Consider the following 18,547-nt stretch of genomic DNA (forward strand, 5'->3'; position numbering starts at 1 on the left):
CCCAAACCAGCACTCTGCTCAGCCATCGGAATACAGCTATACCGCTGGGTGCCGGCACGACGAATTGGCGCAGTTCCGCAAAGCGCCGCCGTGAATGTCGGCAAGCGACGCGCATGGACGCCCCCTGACAATGCCATCACCCTCAAGAAGTGGCTTCCTCGACCGCCTTCTCGACATCTGATATGGCGGCCGTCAGAAGGGCCTTGACCTCCTCCATGAACTCCAGGGCCGTGATATCGCCGCGTGCATCCGGAATCGGCACCCACCGCTCGTAAATGCCCTCCACCCGCATTTTGCGCTCGAACGTACTACCTGAGCCTCGCAGCGCGTAGGCGCCGAGCCAGACCGGCTGGGGCTGCTCACGCAGACGCCGGTTGCTCAACGCAGGCAACTGCCTGGCGACAGCGGCCTTGATACGGTCGATGGTGTCCCGCTTCTGCTCGGGAGTCGGATTTCCCGACCAGCCAATCGGGCTTTCGAGAAAACGCGAGACCGAGGACGACAGCGACGCAATCAGGTTGGCCGCGGGCTGAAGCACGAAGCCGTCATCCCACCCTTCGGCATAGCGACGCGTCAGCGCCTTGACTGTTTGCCAGGCGCGCGGCCTGAAATGCGGATGCGCTGACAGGCCGAGCAACCCCTGCCACTGCTGCCGGAAATCCCGCGCAGCGTCCTGAATCCCAAGTACCAGGTTGTCCATGCTGTACTGCGGAAACGCCACCGGCTCGAAGACAGCCGGCTGCGCGTCGACGAGCAGCTGAAGCAACCGGTTCAGTTCGGGCCTGGCGGGCTTCGGGTCGAGGGCGTCGATTTTGCCGACGTAGAACGTGGTGCCCTCGAGATGCTGCAGCAGGTAGCGCGCGGCATCGCCGGACACGTTTTTGGCGAGCTGGTTTTCTGCCACGTTTCGCAGGCCACCGAACACATGGTCAAGCTTCTCCTGCCCCTTGAGGTTGTCACCCTTCATGGCATCCATGTGGGTAAATACGACGGCAAGTTTGCGCGTATAGCCGGCGTTGACCACGCTTTCAATGGCTTTCCCTGTGGCAAAGTTCGTCATCCCGTTCTTCGCGCTGTCAACCAGCAGGATGACATCCGCTTCATGCAGAAGTGACAGCACTCCCTCAGTGAGGTCGGCCGTGGCATTGGCCTTGTGGCCCAGACCTTCGGTGTCGACCAGGATGAGCCGCGCATCCTGTTCCGCCCACATCGGTCCAAACGGCCCCACGACCCTCAAACCGCCGACGAGCGGCGTGAGCAGCTTGCCAAAGGCCTGATAGGCATTGCCGGCGAAATAGCGGATGCTCTGCAGGAACGCGTTGCGGTCATCTGCGCCACACCGGATGTGCCATGCAAGCGGCCAGCCGGTTGTCGTCTTTTCGAAGCGACCGGACTGGATACCGTCGAACTTCGACTTCACCTCATCCAGCACGTCCGACACAAGCTCAAAGTACGCATCCGAGCTCACCGCCTGTTCCTCAATGAGGTCGAGGGCAGCGCCACGGTCCTCGGCATTCATGTCGGCCAGCGCGCCTTGCACCGACTCAACATCGGCCTTCCCGGCGTCAGCAATCGCCTGGATGCGCTTCAGGTAGCCCGCGAGCGTCTGCTGCTGCACGGCGCGCTCGCCCGGCGACACCGAGAAGCCCGTTTCCGCGTCGTTGGTCTCCTCTTCTTCGTCGTCCTCTGCGTACGGGTCGACATCATCCCCATCGTCGACGCTCCCAAGGAGGTACTTGAGCCGGAAGCGCATGTCGCTTTTCTCGAGGAACGCCCGGGCGACCTGCCGCGCGTTACCGTCGACGGCTTCCACGATGGCGGAGGAAATCGACTCCTCTATCTCAAAACGGGCCTCGTGCTCGGACATGAACGTCGCCACCGCCTCGTAGTCACCGTCGCGCATCGCCAGTTCGGTCGGGAAGGTAGTCGTGCGGTTCGCGGAGGTGGACGGAAAGCGCTCGGTCTTCGGGTGCGTGCCAAGCAGCTGCCGCACGAGCGTGGTCTTGCCGGCGCCCGGCGCGCCAATCAGGACGATGCGCGCGTATCCGTCTTCGCTCGTCGGCAGAGGCAGCAACCGGTCGCAAACCTGTCGCGCGGACGCCGCGCGCGGCTCGACCTCGCTGTAGAAAATCTCGACAACCCGCGGGTCGTAGGCTTTAGCCGCCTCTGCGCGTGCGCCGAGCGACCAGAGTGCCTCATTGCGCAGCAGGTCGTTGAGCTCCTCCACCAGCCGGTTGGCGACCGTCTCGTCTTCCGTGCCCAGCCCCTTGCGGGTCTTCTTGCCTGGCTTGTTGCTCGCATCGTTCTTGAGCGGATGCCGGAATTCGACCAGCCATGCCTTCCGGCCCGGGTTACGCTTTGCTGCCGCCGTGTAGTGTGCCGCCATATCCCCTCCGATGTTCCATGATGTTCCTCGCCAGTCGCGTAGGACTGAATATTAGCCGAAATCCGCAGGCCGTCAAGAGCATTCGGAACACCGCGGAACATCAATGTGTAGGGGCTCGCCCAGTCCCATCAGGCACACACCGCGCCTAATTTTTCGCGGCAATCTTTGCAGCAATTGCCTCCTGCGCTCAGCGGTGTGCAGGCGGGTGGGGCGGCGTTCTCAATGATGCGGATGGACGGCCCGAGGACCTCAGAGACGTCTTCCTTGGCAAGAGGCTTGAACGGCTGGATGGTTACGGTGGGAAATATGAAATCCGGCGAGGCCCAGTGAAGTGCTCCGCGTTTGTACCTTCCCGCATGGCGGTCTGAGCGCCAGAGCCGGCAAGGCCGGCTCGTCGCGTTCAGCCACGCGCAGACGCCTCATCTGTTCGGACCGTCCCCTCTCCGGACGCGCCAGTGCGAGTCTCCCCGGTTGCGACACGGTCGTCGCCATCGCCCGCCGCGTCGTCGTCAGACTCATCGGCTTCATCGTCAGGCTCGCCGGCCTCATCGCTAGTCGCGCCCGCGTCATGTTCGCCGGCGACGCCTCTCTCGGACGCACCCTCCGCGCCAGGAGACGAGTTCGCCGCCGCCCAGACTTCTGGCCTGACAGGCTCCAGAAACTGGAACTGGTTGGCCTGCGCCTCCCAGAACAGACGGCGCTCCGCAGCCGTCTTCGGCAGCTCATACCCCATCGCGCGCGCAAGCGCAGGCAGGTACAGGTCAAACGCGCTCTTGACCACCTCGCCCCAGGCGATGGCTGACGGAATGGCGGCGAGATACGCCAGTCGTACCGCGACGAACGCGGCGGCGGCAAGGCAGAAAAAAAGCCAGGCAGGCGCGGCGCCGACGGGCTCATGCAGAATGGCCGCGCCACCGCGAATCAGGCCAGCGACGCCCAGCGTGAATGCGACAAACACGAGACTGACAAAGAAGTCGACCGGTGCGCGGGCGTCCGCCAGCGTCGCCTGGTAGTCCTTGGGCACCACGGCCAGCAGGCGCGGCCACGCATGAATGCTTTCCACCCCGTAGACGTCGCCGGCGTACATTTCGAACGCGCGCAGCGCGTTGCCGAACCGCGTGGGCAGCACCAGTTCACGCTTCGCCGGGTACTCCAGCGCCAGCGCCCGGGTCCGCAGCCGAAAGTCTTGCTTCCGCTCGGCGAGCACACGTTGCCGGTCGGCAAGCGTGGCCACGCTGCCAGACGCGTCCATGAGACTCTCTGCCTGCGCCACTGCAGCGTACGCGCTGCGGACGTCCTCGCGCTGCTGCTTACGACGCTTGAGCTGCTGCGCCCGGAATCCCGGTCGGTTGAGCGGCCAGGCATAGCCTTCCAGCACCCGGTACATCCAGTGGCTGCCGGCCATCAGGAGCACCGAAAGCGTCCAGACGACCAGCAGCATGACCGTCAGGTTCGCGAAGGTTCTGTCCTGCATCGAGCCCTGAAACAGCTTCGCGAACGGTCCGACGTCCCGGTTCAGCGCGACGAACGCCAGCACACCCACAAGCGCGGGCAGGAAGAAGCCCAGGATGAACGACTTGTCGGCGAGCTTTGACAATCCACTGAACATGGCGGTTTTGCTCAGTCGTCTTCCTGCCTGGGCGGTGCCGGCATTTTGGCTGACGCCTGCCCAGGCTCTCCGGGCAGACCGCTGTTAATACCACCCTCGACCGTACCAGTGATGACGGTCGTCCTGTCACCGCAAGCGGCCCAGTCGATGCAGAGAGTACTGACAATCGAGCTGCCTGATGAGAAAAAAGGCATGCTCCGGACGGCCCGAACCGCACGCGAGACTGCCCACTCGGCCGCATTCCACTCGGAACGTCTGGCGAGCTCCAGCGCCTGTCGGGCAAGCTGACTGAACTCCGATGCCTGTACTGGGTTGCACTCCAGGCTTTCTCCTGACTCGTGGGAACGCGCACGCTGCACACGCAGGACGGGGGCACGAAGTTTCCTACGCTTTGTCCTCCAGCCCCGTTCCGCAGCGAGGACGTCTATCGCCCCAAGGAGCTCCACCAGTGCCACGTCGAACACGCGGCCGAGCGGGTCCAGGCCGTCGCTCTGGCCTTTGTCTTTTGGGTCATCGTCGCCCTGGCCTCCGACTTTTGGATAGTTCTCGCCCTGCTCTTCGTCTTTCGGGTAGTCGTCCGGGCCGTCGTCGTCCTGGCCTACATCAGCGCGATTCATCCGGAGCTCCTTGCGGCAGGTTAGTCCTCGTTGGTATCTGGGAGTTTGGGCAAATGGGAGGGTGCGTGGCCGGGTTCGCCGTGCAGACCGATGGCGGAACGGACGGTTTCCGGGTCGAGAATACCGCTGTCCACCCACGTTTGAGGGTCACTGTGCTCGGAAAAGCGCTGAATCAGGCCTTGCGGCGGACTCAAGTCTTCACTGGAACGAGGAACGCGACGAAGCTCATTCGTCGCGAGTTCTATGGCTGCAATCGCAAATTCCCGTTCGGCGTGCTCGGCAAACCCCCGGGCGAGGCGAGACAGGAAGCCCAACTGCGAGATGGTCGCGTCATCTATGCCTGCGTGGCCAGCGCGGTCAGGCGATACAGCATTGGACCGGGCGGTCTCGACTACCGCCCGGTACTCCATAAGCTTGTCAGCGGGCTCGGACAACAAGCCGTCTATCGTGGCAAGAAGGCTGTCCAGCGCGGCACTGAAATATTCATCAGCGTGGCTCATCATTCACTCCGTGACACAGACTAGTCCTGGTCGGCGTCAGGGGGCCTGGGTAACCGGGATGGCGCCTGCCCCGGCTCGCCGTGCAGCAGGGCCTCAAGCAGTGCCTGCAGCTCTTCTGTGCTCGCACCGGTGATTTCGATTCGGCGACCGGCATTTTCGACCGTAACTGCAGCCGCCCGATGCGTTGTCCGCCACAATCCTATCGACTGCAAAAGTGGGGCAATCGCGCTTGGGACGACCATCGCCAGCAGGCCGCCCTTGACAGCCTGTAACACCTCGACTGAATTAGCGGCTCCCCGCAGCGCCACTCCCAGTGACTCCGCAAGACGCGCGGCCTCGGACAGGCTGTTCGCCAGCACTTCGACCTTGAGCGGCACCGGCTTGTCCATATTGCCCCCAGTATGAGTCAGGCCCTCCGGTACGCAGCTTGTGCGCTGTCGTCCGGGACCCGCCGAACGAGGTGCGACGCCAAAGAGCCCGAACTCACGCGACGCGCCTCCCGTGAGCGGTTGGCCGCGAGTCTGTCCCAAGCCGGCCAGATGCGTCCAGCCAGCGGCCGACAATCCATTTAATGACAGGTCATGCCCCCTTGCAAGAAAATCCGCTGCCCCGTAGAGCTGAGATGCTCAGCGCGCCGGCCAGTTCGCTCCGGCGACCCGCGGGACGACGCAGGGCACTTCCTGACTGCCCACTGACCTGGCTAAATATTTCCGCGGCAATCTTGCGGCAATTGCCGCCATTTCCCCCTGCGCGCAGCGATGCGCAGGCGGGCGCAGCGAGGCGCAAGTAGCTGATTCTTAAGGAACCGAATATACTGACGAAACCCGTGCAGGCCGGCGTGGCGGCGTTCGGGACGTAGAGGCCGGAGGTTCGAATCCTCTCACCCCGACCAGAATTCCAGAAAAACCGCGCATGCATTGCGCGGTTTTTTTTCGCCCGTACGTCGCGCAGTACGTGACGCGGCACCAGGGGCCTTATCCGAATGGCCAGCGGCCCTGGATCTGCGGTACCCCTCTGTTATAGTTTCCCAATCCGCCCCCCTCATCTTCTCGACGCGTGGACCACCTTCCCTTATGGGCGCAGATTTGCGCCGTCTTCGTCCTGCTCATCTGCTCCAGCTTTTTCTCCATCTCCGAAACGGCGATGATGGCGCTCAACCGCCATCGGCTCAAATATCTCGCCAGTCACGGCGCGCTCGGCGCAAAGACCACCCAGAAGCTGCTCGCGCGCACCGATCTGCTGCTTTCGGTGATCCTGATCGGCAACAATCTGTTCAATACCATCATCCCGGTCCTCACGACCTCGATCGCGCTGCACACGTTCGGCCACGACAACCTGGTGCTCTCGGTCGCAACGGGCATCGTCGCGTTTCTCATCATCGTGTTCGCGGAAATCACACCGAAGATTGTGGGCGCAACGTTCCCGGAGAAAATCGCGCTGCCCGCGAGCCTGCTGATCGCGCCGCTCATGCGCGTGACGAAGCCCGTCATCTGGTTCGTCAACATGTTCGCGAACGCTATCCTGCGCGTGTTGCACATCAATACGCACAAGCCGCATGACCAGCGGCTCTCCACCGAGGAGCTGCGCACCATCGTGCTCGAGTCCGGCAGCTTCATGCCCACCAAGCACCGCAGCATCCTGCTGAACCTGTTCGACCTGGAGAACATCACCGTCGACGACGTGATGATCCCGCGCCGGCGTATCGAGGCGCTCGATTTCGAGGCGCCGCTCGAAGAGATCCTGCATCAGCTCGAGACCTGCTATCACAACAAGCTGATCGTCTACCAGGGCGACATCGACCGCGTGCTCGGCGTGCTGCATGTACGCAAGACGCTGGCCGCCCTGCACAACCAGGATTTCGAACGCGAGACGCTGCGTGAGCTGCTCACCGAGCCCTACTTCGTCCCGACGGGCACGCCCGTGTTCCAGCAGCTTCAGTACTTCCAGGAAAGCCGCCATCGCATCGCGCTCGTCGTGAACGAATACGGCGAAATGGAAGGGCTCGTGACGCCCGAAGACATCATCGAGGAGCTGATCGGCGAATTCACGACCTCGATGCCGCGCAGCGGCAGCGGGCGCGGCGGCTGGAACGATGAAGGCGAATGCATCGTGCCGGGCAGCATGCCCCTGCGCGAACTCAATCGCTGGCTTCATATCAAGCTGCCCACCGACGGCCCGAAGACGCTCAACGGCCTGATTCTCGAAGAGCTCGAAGAGATTCCCGAAGGCGACGTGTGCCTGCAGATCGGCGATGTGAAACTCGAAGTACTGCGCAGCGACGACCAGGCCGTGCGCACGGTCAAGCTCTTCAAGCCGGGAGCCCGGCCGCGCGAGGGCACGCTGCAAAAGGCGAAGAAGCTGCTGCCCGGACGTTAGCCGTTAGGCCAGGTGGCGGCGCAGCGCGCCGAACGCGAAGATAAAGCCGTCATCTGACCGAGGCGGCTTCGGGCCGGCATGCGATGCTTTCCACTCCTTATCGTGCGCACCATGCGCTCCCCTTCGCGATCGCGGCTTACCAAAGCGGCACGAGCGGCGGCTCGACGCCGCGCGCACCCGTGCCTGCTTCGACACCGCCGCTCGACGACGCCCCCGCCGTTCGTCTGCTAGCCGAAACGCTGCGCGAGGCCGCGCGGCGCGACGCTTCCGATCTGCACATCGAGCCGATGGAGCATGGCTGGCGCGTGCGTCTGCGCATCGACGGCGTGCTGCACGAAATGGCGCGGCCACCCGCGCACCTGCGCGACGCGTTCGTCACGCGCATCAAGGTGCTCGCGCGCATGGACATCGCCGAGCGGCGCATTCCGCAGGACGGCAGGCTGCGGCTCGCGCCCGTTGCACCGTCACAGGCGGCCGAGGACTATCGCGTGAATTCACTGCCCACGCTTCACGGCGAAAAGCTCGTGTTGCGCAGGCTCGAAGCACTTCCCGTAACGCTGTCTCTCCCCGAACTCGGGCTCGATGAACGTCAGCAGCGCCTCGTCGCCGAAGCCATCGGCGCGCCGCATGGCCTCGTGCTCGTTACTGGTCCCACCGGCAGCGGCAAGACGCTCTCGCTCTACTGCTTCCTGCAGATGCTCAACGGCACCTCGCGCAATCTCTGTTCGGTGGAAGACCCCGCCGAAATCCAGCTCGCGGGCATCAACCAGGTCAACGTGCGCGAGAAGGCGGGGCTCACTTTCGCGGTGGCGCTGCGCGCGCTGCTGCGTCAGGACCCGGACGTCATCATGATCGGCGAGATCCGCGACGAAGAGACCGCGAGCGTCGCTGTGAAGGCCGCACAGACAGGGCACCTCGTGCTCTCCACCGTGCACACGAACGACGCCAGCTCGGCCTGCGCACGCCTGATCGACATCGGCGTCGAACCGTACAACCTGGCGGGCGCGCTTCGGCTCGTCACGGCTCAACGGCTCGTGCGTCGGCTATGTCCGGATTGCCGCGTGAGTGGCGAAGCGTCTCCGGCAACGCTCATCGCGGCGGGATTCGATCCACGGGACGGCGAGGTCGCGCAGCCCTATGTCGCGCGCGGGTGCGAAACTTGCCACGGCATCGGCTATCGCGGGCGTGTCGGCATCCACGAGGTCTTGCCGGTAACAGAAACCCTTCGCGACCTGATCATCACGGGGCGCGGCGCGCACGAGATCGCTCGCGCAGCGCGCAAGAGCGGAGTATCGACTTTGCGCGACGCGGCGCTCGCCCGCGTGCGCGACGGCACGACGAGCCTCGCGGAAGCGCTCGCCGCTACGGAAGCGTCATGAACACGGCGCGCATCCACGCCGGCCCTTCCGAATCGCGCTTCGCGTGGCGCGGCCTCGACGCAACGGGCGCAACGAAGCGGGGCAACCTGATTGCGCTCGACGCCACCGCGGTGCGCGCCGCACTCAAACGCGAGCGCATCACCGTTCTCGTGATCGAACGCAGAGCAAAGGCGCCCGCACCCAAGGCCAGTCACGCGGACGTCACGCGGTTCACGCGCCAGCTTGCGAGCCTGTTGCGCGCCGGTCTGCCGCTCGCGAACGCGCTCGAACTGCTCGCTCACTCACCTGGCCCTCATGGCATGCCGCGCATCGCGGCCGCGCTCGCGCGCGACATCGCCGGCGGCCTGCGCTTCGCCGACTCGCTCGCACGGCATCCAGCGCGCTTCAACGCGCTTTATTGCCAGCTCGTTGCGGTGGGCGAAGCGTCGGGCGCACTCGCTGCCATACTCGCCCGTCTCGCCGACGACCGGGAACGTGCCGCCGCACAACGCGCCAAGGTGCGCGCGGCGCTCACGTATCCCGTCGCAGTGCTGCTGCTCGCGTTCCTCATCACAGCGGCGCTATTGATCTGGGTAGTACCCACGTTCAAGCAGATTTTCGACGGATTCGGCGCTGCGCTGCCCGCGCCCACGCAGTTCGTGCTCATGCTCTCGGCCGGGGCCGCGCGCTGGAGCGTACCGGCCGCCGTCGCGGCCTCGGCCGGCACGCTTGCCGTACGCTCCGCTCTGCACCGCTCGGAAGCCGCACGAATTGCGTTTGGGCGCGTGTTCCTGAAGCTGCCGTTCGTCGGCGCGCTGCTCACCACGTTGTGCGCGGCCCGCTGGAGCCGTGCGCTCGGCACACTGCTCGCCGCAGGCACGCCGCTCGCCGACACATTCGATTCGCTGACGCACGCAAGCGGCAATGCATTTTTCGACCGCGCGAGCAGAAGCATCAGCGTGCGCCTGCGCCACGGCGAGCGGCTTGCCGCCGCCATGCGCGCCGCCGGCTGCTTTCCAGCCGACGTGGTTCAGCCGGTGGCGGTTGCGGAAGAGTCCGGCGCGCTCGATGCCATGCTGCTCGACGTAGCCTCGCTCGCGGACCGTCAGGTGGACGAAAAGATCGGGCTCGTCTCCAGCCTTTGCGAACCGCTCGTGATCGTCGTGCTCGGAGCGTTGGTCGGCGGGCTCGTCGTCGCGATGTATCTTCCCATCATTCAACTGGGCAACGTGGTGTAGCATCGCTGCCAGATTCCGGTTCCCTGACATGCCCGTCCAATTTCTTTCCGCGCCCGACGTCGCCACGCCGCTCGCCGCCGCTCTTGGCAGCCTGCCTTTCGGCGCGCTCATAGGCTTCGCCGTCGTGTTCGGGCTCGTCATCGGCAGTTTTCTCAACGTTGTCGTGTATCGACTTCCGATCATGCTCGAGCGCGCCTGGCGCGCCGACGTGGCCGAGGCTACCGGTACGCCCGGCCCGCTCTTCGAAAACGACGGTCTGCCCGCGCGCTACAACCTTTGGCTGCCGCGCAGTGCCTGTCCGCACTGCGGTCACGTGTTGCACGCGTGGGAAAACATTCCGGTGATCAGTTGGCTTGCGCTGCGCGGACGGTGTTCGCACTGTCATGCGCGCGTGAGTGCGCGCTATCCGCTCATCGAACTGACGAGCGCCGCCTGCGCGGCCGGCGCATTGCTCGCCTTTGGGCCCACGGGCAAGGCGTTCGCCGCCTTCGTACTGTGTGCCGCGCTCATCGCCGCGAGTGCCATCGATCTCGAGCACCAGATGCTCTACGACGAGATCACGCAGCCACTGTTGTGGGTCGGGCTCATCGTCAACTTCGCGGGTACGTTCTCTGGCCTGCGCGAAGCGGTGATCGGCGCGGTCGCCGGTTATCTCGCGCTATGGTGCGTCTACTGGCTCTTCAAGCTGCTTCGCGGCGTGGAGGGCATGGGTCACGGCGATTTCAAGCTGCTCGCCGCGCTCGGCGCGTGGCTCGGCTGGAGCGCACTGCCGCAGATCGTCGTGATCGCCTCGGTGGCGGGCGCGGTCGTCGGCATCGGCGCGACCCTGAGCGGGCGCATGCGGTTCGAGGAACCGTTGCCGTTCGGTCCATATCTCGCCGCAGGCGCGCTCGTTACATTGTTTGTCGGCACGCCGCTCTCTGGCGTTTTTGCGTGGGGGAACTAATCAATGTTCGCGGTCGGACTGACGGGTGGCATCGGTAGCGGAAAATCCACCGTTGCGGACTGCTTTGCCGCGCACGGCGTGCCAATCGTCGATACTGATCTCATCGCGCATCGCATCACCGCACCGCGAGGCGTTGCCATGGCGGGGATCATCAAAGAATTCGGCCCCGAATTCCAGGCACCCGACGGCTCCATGGACCGAGCACGCATGCGCGCACTCGTATTTGGCGACGAGTCTGCACGCAAGCGGCTCGAGGCCATTACCCACCCGCTGATCCGTTCGGAGACCGAACGCGAAACGCGCGAAGCCAGCGGACCCTATGTCATCGTGGTCGTGCCCCTGCTCGTGGAATCGGGCACCTGGAAAACACGCGTCGATCGCGTACTCACTGTCGACTGCACCGTAGAAACGCAGATCGCGCGCGTCATGCGCCGCAATGGCTTTACGCGGGAACAGGTGCTCGCCATCATCGCGCAGCAGGCCACGCGCGAGGCACGCCTCGCAGCTGCCGACGACGTGGTGGTCAACGACGTCGGCGCAACGCTCGAAACACTCGCTCGAGATGTCGGCGCGCTGCACCAGACGTATCTCGGCCTCGCTGCGGAAAAAGCCGGAAAAGCCTGAAGCGCGCCACCGGCACACAAAGGTAGCCAGTCAGGGCTCGCAAGGTTTCGCGCGAGAACTCCCGGGTGTCCCACCAGTCGAACCGCTTCGCGGGGCAGCGCGCGGTCGAAATTAGCGGGACACATCGGCAAAGCGCCGCGGCGGCGCGATTGCGACCGTAGTCCCACGGCATTAGAATGTCCTGCAATCCGTCACCTACCACGCCCGAGGCGAGCGCGCTTGATTCTTTACGAGTATCCCTTCAACGAGCGAATCCGGACGCTGCTGCGCCTCGAAGACCTGTTCGAGCGCTTCACGTTTTTCCTGACCCAGGAGGATCCGAGGGAACATCACGTCGCGCTCACCACGCTCTTCGAAATCACCGAAGTTGCTGGCCGCGCCGACTTGAAGTCAGACCTCATGAAGGAACTCGAGCGCCAGCGCCAAACGCTCGCGCCGTTCCGCGGCAATCCGGGCATCGAGCAGAATGCGCTCGAAACGGTGCTGGGTGAAATCGAGCAGACGCTCGCCGGCCTCACGCAGATGCAAGGCAAGACGGGCCAGCATCTGATGGACAACGAGTGGCTCACGAGTATCCGCAGCCGCGCGATCATTCCCGGCGGAACCTGCAAGTTCGACCTGCCGTCGTATTACGCGTGGCAGCAGTTGCACCCCGACCAGCGCCGTCAGGATATCGCCAAATGGGTCACGCCGCTTTTGCCGCTGCGAGACGCCGCCGCCATCGTGCTGCGTCTCGCGCGCGAGTCAGGCCAGGCGTCGAAGGTGATGGCAATGCAGGGCAGCTATCAGCAAATGTTGTCGGGCCGAGCGTATCAGCTCATGCAGGTACGCGTGGCACCGGAATTGCGCGTGATTCCGGAAGCGAGCGCCAACAAGTACATGCTGTGGGTGCGGTTCACCGTGCAGGACGGCGATCTGCGGCCGCGCGCCGTCGATCAGGACGTGCCGTTCCAGCTCACGCTCTGCAGCCTGTGACGCCGGCAGCGTCGCTCCACCAGACCAAACGCAACGAAAGTTCTATCGCATGACCACTGTCGTCAAATGTCCAACCTGCGGCAAGGCTGTCCGTTGGGTGCCGGAAAACCGCTTCCGCCCGTTCTGCTCCGAGCGCTGCAAACAGATGGATCTCGGCGCGTGGGCGGCCGAAAAGTACCGTATCGGCGGTGCCGACGACGAGACGCCGCCCGAAGACGCCCCGCCAGGCGACACACGTCAATAAGCGCTGCGCTCGGAGTCGTTCCAGCCAGCCGAAAAAAAAGCCGCTGTGCAACGTTGCACAGCGGCTTTTCGCTTCATGGCAGCGCAGTTTCACTCCGCAGCGAGCCACTCCAGCACAGGAATCGTCGCGGGCAGCAGCGGCTCGACACTGGCCGGCAACGACTGCCAGACGAACGCCTGGCCTTCGCGGCCGTGCGGCTCGCCTGCCCACTCGGTCACCTTGCAGAAGAAGAGGCGCACGTACGCGTGCGGATAATCGTGCTCGAGCGTGTGCCACAAGTGGCAAGCCTTCACGTCGATACCCAGCTCCTCATGCAGCTCGCGCGCGAGCGCGGCTTCAACCGTCTCGCCCTTCTCCAGCTTGCCGCCGGGAAACTCCCAGTAGCCTGCATACGGCTTGCCTTCGGGGCGTTGCGCGAGCAGATAGCGGCCGTCGGGCTGCACGAGCACGCCCACCGCGACTTCCGTCACGGGGCGCGCGCCGGTCTTTGCTGCGTTGGCTTCGGCGCTCATGCCTCTTGCGCCTTCTTGCCCGACCAGTCGCGCGCGAATTGCCAGGCCACGCGACCCGAACGCGAGCCGCGCTCCAGCGCCCAGACGAGCGCGTCGCCACGCGCCGATTCGACTTCGGCGTCATTGCAGCCGAAATGGCGCAGCCAATGGCCGACGATCGTCAGATAGTCGTCCTGCTTGAACGGATAAAAGCTGACCCAGAGCCCGAAGCGCTCGGAAAGCGAGATTTTCTCCTCCACGACTTCGCCGGGATGGATCTCGCCGTCGGGCATGTGCTTGTACGACTCGTTGTCGCTCATGTACTCGGGCAGCAAATGGCGGCGGTTCGAGGTTGCGTAAATCAGCACGTTGTCCGACTGCGCGGCCACTGAGCCGTCCAGCGCCACCTTCAGCGCCTTGTAGCCCGACTCGCCTTCCTCGAACGAGAGGTCGTCGCAGAAGACGATGAAGCGCTCCGGGCGCGTCGAGATCAGATCGACGATGTCGCCGAGGTCGTGCAGATCGTCCTTGTCGACTTCGATGAGGCGCAGGCCGTCCTGCGCGTAGGCGTTCAGGCAGGCCTTGATCAGCGACGACTTGCCGGTGCCGCGCGCGCCGGTCAACAGCACGTTGTTCGCGGGCTTCTTCTGCACGAACTGGCGCGTGTTGCGGTCGATGAGCTCTTTCTGGCGGTCGATGTTCTGCAGGTCGTCGAGCGTGATCAGCGAGATCGACGGCACCGGCTGCAGAAAGCCGCGCCCCTGGCGCTTGCGCCAGCGAAACGCGACGGCCGCGTTCCAGTCGACGTCGGGCGCGGACGGCGGCAGCACGGCTTCGAGGCGGCCGAGCAGCGCTTCGGCGCGGGTCAGAAACTGTTCGAGCTTGTCCATGTGGTGAAGGCGTGAATCAGGAACGGTAATCGGCGTTGATGCTCACGTAGTCGTGCGAGAGATCGCAGGTCCAGATGGTGGCCTGCGCGTCGCCACGGCCGAGCAGCACGCGAATCAGGATCTCGCTCTTCTTCATGACGCGCTGGCCGTCCTCTTCGCGGTATGCCGGATTGCGGCCGCCCGCCTTGGCCACGAGGACGTCGTCGAGATAGAGGTCGATCTTGTCGACGTCGAGATCCGTCACGCCGGCATAGCCGATCGCCGCGAGAATGCGGCCCAGGTTGGGGTCCGACGCATAGAACGCCGTCTTCACGAGGGGGGAGTGGCCGATCGCGTACGCGATCTGACGGCATTCGGCCACGTTCCGGCCGCCTTCCACCTGCACGGTCATGAACTTGGTCGCGCCTTCGCCGTCACGCACGATCAATTGCGACAGCTCCTGGGCAACTGCCGTCACCGCGTCGCGCAGCGCGGCATAGGCGGGCGTGTCCGTCGAAGCGATCGCGGGCAGGCTCGACTTGCCGGAGGCGATCAGGATGAACGAGTCGTTGGTCGAGGTGTCGCCGTCGATGGTGATGCAGTTGAACGAGCGGTCGGCCACGTATTTCACGAGTTCGTCGAGCACGGGCTGCGCGACGTTCGCGTCGAAGGCGAGGAAGCCGAGCATCGTCGCCATGTTCGGCTTGATCATGCCCGCGCCCTTGCTAATGCCCGTGAACGTGACCGTGTGGCCGTCGATGGCGACCTGGCGCGACACGGCCTTCGGCAGCGTGTCGGTCGTCATGATGGCCTGCGCGGCGTCGTACCAGTTCGCGGCCTTGCGGCTTTCGAGCGCGGCGGGCAGGCCCGCCTTCAGGCGGTCGATGGGCAGCGGTTCGAGGATCACGCCGGTCGAGAACGGCAGCACCTGCGAGGGCTCGAGGCCGGCGAGGCGCGCGAGCTCGTCGCAGGTCTCGCGCGCGTGAGCGAGGCCCGGCTCGCCGGTGCCGGCGTTCGCGTTGCCGGTGTTCACCACCAGCCCGCGGATTCCCTTGCCGCCTGCGCGCACCTTCGCGAGATGCTCGCGACACACGGTCACCGGCGCGGCGCAGAAACGGTTCAGCGTGAACACGCCGGCCACGCTCGCGCCTTCATCGACGGAAATCACCAGCACGTCCTTGCGGTTGGGCTTGCGGATGCTGGCTTCCGCCCAGCCGAGCGTCACGCCGGCGACCGGATGAAGTTGTGCGGGATCAATCGAGGGGAAATTGACAGCCATGGTGGCGACCTGTCGAAAAGGCGATGCCGGCCAAGGCGCTCAAGGCCTGGCCGGCATCGGGGATTCAAAACGCAAGGCCCGCCACGAAGAGCGGGCCACCGGAATCTACGTTCAAGCCTGCGTCACGAGATCTTGCCGTGGCACTGCTTGTACTTCTTGCCGCTGCCGCAGGGGCACGGGTCGTTGCGACCGACCTTCGGCAGATCGTGCCCCACTGACGGCGTATGGCTCATGGCCGCGCCGACCATTGCCGCGGCGGCGTCGGCCGCGACCGGCGCGGCAGCCGCGGGACCGGGCGCCGCGTCGGCCTCGGCGAACTCGGCATGGCGAAACTCGACGTTCTCCAGATGATTGCCATGCTCTTCGATCTGCTCGGCCGCCTGTTCGAGCTGCTCCGGCGACTGGATCTGCACGTTCATCACGATCCGCGTGACTTCGAGCTTCACGGCTTCGAGCATCGCGGCGAACAGTTCGAACGCCTCGCGCTTGTACTCCTGCTTCGGGTTCTTCTGCGCATAGCCGCGCAGATGGATGCCCTGGCGCAGATGGTCGAGCGCAGCGAGGTGTTCGCGCCAGCTACGGTCGAGCGTTTGCAGCATGACCGAGCGCTCGAACGCGCTGAACGATTCGCGGCCCACGAGCGCGACCTTCTGCTCGTACGCTTCGTCGGCGGCCGCGATAACGGCTTCGAGAATCTCGTCGGCGTCGATGGACGACGACTCGTTGATCATCTCCTGGATCGCGAGATCGAGCTGCCAGTCGTTGCGCAGCACTTCTTCGAGTTCGGGCACGTCCCACTGCTCTTCAATGCTGCCGTGCGGCACGTACTGGCGCACGATGTCGGTGACCACACCGTGACGCATCGCGCCGATCGTCTCGGTGATGTCGTGCGCCTCGAGCAGCTCGTTGCGCTGCTGGTAGATCACCTTGCGCTGGTCGTTCGAAACGTCGTCGTATTCGAGCAGCTGCTTGCGGATGTCGAAGTTGCGCGCCTCGACCTTGCGCTGCGCCGACTCGATCGAGCGCGTGACGATGCCCGCCTCGATCGCCTCGCCCTCGGGCATCTTCAGGCGGTCCATGATCGCGCGCACGCGGTCGCCCGCGAAAATGCGCAGCAGCGGATCTTCGAGCGACAGGTAGAAGCGCGACGAACCCGGATCGCCCTGGCGCCCCGCACGGCCGCGCAACTGATTGTCGATGCGGCGCGACTCGTGCCGCTCGGTGCCGATGATGTGCAGGCCGCCCGCGGCCTTCACCTGGTCGTGCAGCGTCTGCCACTCGTCGTGGAGCTGCTGGATGCGGCGCGCCTTCTCGTCGGCGGGGATCGATTCGTCGGCTTCGAGGAACGCGGCCTGCTTTTCCGCATTGCCGCCGAGCACGATGTCGGTGCCGCGGCCGGCCATGTTGGTCGCGATGGTAATGCGCTTCGGGCGCCCGGCTTCGGCGACGATCGCCGCTTCGCGCGCGTGCTGCTTCGCGTTCAGCACTTCGTGCGGCAGACCGGCCTTCGTGAGCAGGTGCGAGAGCAGCTCGGAGTTTTCGATCGACGTCGTGCCGACCAGCACCGGCTGGCCGCGCTCGTAGCATTCGCGAATGTCGCGGATCACCGCGTCGTAGCGCTCCTTCGCCGTCTTGTAGATCTGGTCCTGCTTGTCGATGCGCTTGGGCACGCGGTTGGTCGGGATCACGACCGTTTCGAGACCGTAGATCTCGTTGAACTCGTACGCTTCGGTGTCGGCCGTGCCGGTCATGCCCGAGAGCTTCGCGTACATGCGGAAGTAGTTCTGGAACGTGATCGAGGCGAGCGTCTGGTTCTCGCTCTGGATCTTCACGTGCTCCTTCGCCTCGACGGCCTGGTGCAGGCCGTCCGACCAGCGGCGGCCGGCCATCAGACGGCCGGTGAATTCGTCGACGATGATGACTTCGCCGTTCTGCACCACGTAGTGCTGGTCCTTGTGGAACAGCGTGTGGGCGCGCAGCGCAGCGTACACGTGGTGCATCAGCGTGATGTTCTGCGGCGCGTAGAGGCTCTCGCCCTGGCCGATCAGGCCCCACTCGGCGAGCATGCGCTCGGCCTTCTCGTGCCCCGATTCCGTGAGGAACACCTGGCGCGCCTTTTCGTCGAGCGTGTAGTCGCCCGGCTTTTCGACGCCCGTGCCGTCGGCTTTCTCCTCGCCGATCTGGCGTTCGAGCAGCGGCGGCAGCGCGTTCATGCGCACGTAGAGTTCGGTGTGGTCCTCGGCCTGGCCCGAAATGATGAGCGGCGTGCGCGCCTCGTCGATCAGGATCGAGTCCACCTCGTCGACCACGGCGAAGTTCAGCGCCCGCTGCACGCGCGCCTCGGTCTCGTAGACCATGTTGTCGCGCAGGTAGTCGAAGCCGAACTCGTTGTTCGTGCCGTAGGTGATGTCCGCCGCGTAAGCTTGCTGCTTCATCGCGTGGTCCATCTGCGAGAGATTGATGCCGACACTCAGGCCGAGGAAGTTGTAAAGACGGCCCATCCATTCGGCGTCGCGCTGCGCGAGGTAGTCGTTCACCGTCACGACGTGCACGCCGCGGCCGGACAGCGCGTTCAGGTACGCAGCCAGCGTGGCGACGAGCGTCTTGCCTTCGCCGGTGCGCATTTCGGCGATCTTGCCGTAGTGCAGCACCATGCCGCCGATCAGTTGCACGTCGAAGTGGCGCATCTTCAGCACGCGCTTGCTGGCCTCGCGGCAGACGGCGAACGCCTCGGGCAGCAGCTCGTCGAGCGAGGTGCCGTTGGCCACGCGCTCACGGAACTCGACCGTCTTCGCGCGCAGCTGCTCGTCGCTGTACTGCTCGATCTTCGGTTCGAGCGCGTTGATCGCCGCGACCGTCTTCTGATATTGCTTGATCAGGCGCTGATTGCGGCTGCCAAAGATTTTCTGTAAGAAACCGGTGGTCATCGGATCGGAGTCTGCGTCGCGGCTTCGGCCGGGATTCCTGCGCGGGCGGATTCGGCGGGTCGTGCAACGCCTGCACGCGCACCGCGCACCCGGATCGGAAGGATCTCG

16 protein-coding genes are annotated in these 18,547 nt (G+C 64.8%); 7 read left to right on the forward strand and 9 right to left on the reverse strand.

Annotated features, from left to right (window positions below; genetic code table 11):
• Positions 1 to 142 precede the first annotated feature (142 nt).
• The 5 genes from BLU17_RS25680 to BLU17_RS25700 form a co-directional block, all read right to left on the reverse strand.
• The gene (locus BLU17_RS25680) at positions 143 to 2,386 is read right to left on the reverse strand and encodes a P-loop NTPase family protein (RefSeq protein WP_092003220.1); all 2,244 of its coding nucleotides are present in this window, start codon (positions 2,384 to 2,386) and stop codon (positions 143 to 145) included.
• A 400-nt stretch (positions 2,387 to 2,786) separates the two neighbouring features.
• Positions 2,787 to 3,995: a hypothetical protein gene (locus tag BLU17_RS25685; RefSeq protein ID WP_092003223.1), complete on the reverse strand. Its 1,209-nt coding sequence runs from the start codon at positions 3,993 to 3,995 to the stop codon at positions 2,787 to 2,789.
• 11 nt (positions 3,996 to 4,006) lie between these two features.
• On the reverse strand, positions 4,007 to 4,612 hold the full coding sequence (locus BLU17_RS25690; RefSeq protein ID WP_092003226.1) for a hypothetical protein: 606 nt from the start codon (positions 4,610 to 4,612) through the stop codon (positions 4,007 to 4,009).
• 20 nt (positions 4,613 to 4,632) lie between these two features.
• A complete protein-coding gene (locus BLU17_RS25695; protein ID WP_092003229.1) occupies positions 4,633 to 5,112 on the reverse strand; it encodes a hypothetical protein in 480 nt (159 codons plus the stop codon).
• 20 nt (positions 5,113 to 5,132) lie between these two features.
• Positions 5,133 to 5,501, reverse strand: a complete 369-nt coding sequence (locus BLU17_RS25700; protein ID WP_092003232.1) for a hypothetical protein — start codon at positions 5,499 to 5,501, stop codon at positions 5,133 to 5,135.
• A 667-nt stretch (positions 5,502 to 6,168) separates the two neighbouring features.
• Between BLU17_RS25700 and BLU17_RS25705 the strand changes: the two genes are divergently transcribed.
• The 7 genes from BLU17_RS25705 (at position 6,169) to BLU17_RS25735 (ending at position 12,873) form a co-directional block, all read left to right on the forward strand.
• Positions 6,169 to 7,488 carry an HlyC/CorC family transporter gene (locus BLU17_RS25705; RefSeq protein ID WP_092003235.1) on the forward strand — a complete coding sequence of 440 codons (1,320 nt, stop codon included), beginning with the start codon at positions 6,169 to 6,171 and terminating at the stop codon, positions 7,486 to 7,488.
• An 83-nt stretch (positions 7,489 to 7,571) separates the two neighbouring features.
• On the forward strand, positions 7,572 to 8,867 hold the full coding sequence (locus BLU17_RS25710) for a GspE/PulE family protein (protein ID WP_092003238.1): 1,296 nt from the start codon (positions 7,572 to 7,574) through the stop codon (positions 8,865 to 8,867).
• On the forward strand, positions 8,864 to 10,084 hold the full coding sequence (locus BLU17_RS25715) for a type II secretion system F family protein (protein WP_092003241.1): 1,221 nt from the start codon (positions 8,864 to 8,866) through the stop codon (positions 10,082 to 10,084). The genes BLU17_RS25710 and BLU17_RS25715 overlap by 4 nt, the downstream gene beginning before the upstream one ends.
• A 28-nt stretch (positions 10,085 to 10,112) precedes the next feature.
• Positions 10,113 to 11,030 carry a prepilin peptidase gene (locus tag BLU17_RS25720; protein ID WP_092003244.1) on the forward strand — a complete coding sequence of 306 codons (918 nt, stop codon included), beginning with the start codon at positions 10,113 to 10,115 and terminating at the stop codon, positions 11,028 to 11,030.
• A 3-nt stretch (positions 11,031 to 11,033) separates the two neighbouring features.
• Positions 11,034 to 11,654, forward strand: coding sequence for a dephospho-CoA kinase (coaE, locus tag BLU17_RS25725; RefSeq protein ID WP_092003247.1), 621 nt, complete (start codon positions 11,034 to 11,036; stop codon positions 11,652 to 11,654).
• A 219-nt stretch (positions 11,655 to 11,873) separates the two neighbouring features.
• Positions 11,874 to 12,629, forward strand: coding sequence for a cell division protein ZapD (gene zapD, locus BLU17_RS25730; protein WP_092003250.1), 756 nt, complete (start codon positions 11,874 to 11,876; stop codon positions 12,627 to 12,629).
• A 49-nt stretch (positions 12,630 to 12,678) separates the two neighbouring features.
• Entirely contained in the window at positions 12,679 to 12,873 is a 195-nt protein-coding gene (locus BLU17_RS25735; protein WP_092003253.1) for a DNA gyrase inhibitor YacG, read from the forward strand.
• An 89-nt stretch (positions 12,874 to 12,962) separates the two neighbouring features.
• On the opposite strand, the gene mutT is transcribed toward BLU17_RS25735, so the two are convergent.
• The 4 genes from mutT to secA all read right to left on the reverse strand — a co-directional run bounded on the left by mutT (position 12,963) and on the right by secA (position 18,439).
• The gene (gene mutT, locus BLU17_RS25740; RefSeq protein WP_092003256.1) at positions 12,963 to 13,385 is read right to left on the reverse strand and encodes an 8-oxo-dGTP diphosphatase MutT; all 423 of its coding nucleotides are present in this window, start codon (positions 13,383 to 13,385) and stop codon (positions 12,963 to 12,965) included.
• A complete protein-coding gene (locus BLU17_RS25745) occupies positions 13,382 to 14,254 on the reverse strand; it encodes an ATP-binding protein (protein ID WP_092003259.1) in 873 nt (290 codons plus the stop codon). The genes mutT and BLU17_RS25745 overlap by 4 nt, the downstream gene beginning before the upstream one ends.
• A 16-nt stretch (positions 14,255 to 14,270) precedes the next feature.
• Positions 14,271 to 15,512 (reverse strand): bifunctional glutamate N-acetyltransferase/amino-acid acetyltransferase ArgJ, encoded by a 1,242-nt coding sequence (gene argJ, locus BLU17_RS25750; protein ID WP_092003262.1) that lies wholly within the window; start codon positions 15,510 to 15,512, stop codon positions 14,271 to 14,273.
• Positions 15,513 to 15,634: 122 nt separating this feature from the next.
• Entirely contained in the window at positions 15,635 to 18,439 is a 2,805-nt protein-coding gene (gene secA / locus BLU17_RS25755; RefSeq protein ID WP_092003265.1) for a preprotein translocase subunit SecA, read from the reverse strand.
• Positions 18,440 to 18,547: the final 108 nt, after the last annotated feature.

The organism is Paraburkholderia lycopersici (genome assembly GCF_900096975.1).
Classification (GTDB): Bacteria; Pseudomonadota; Gammaproteobacteria; order Burkholderiales; family Burkholderiaceae; genus Paraburkholderia; species Paraburkholderia lycopersici.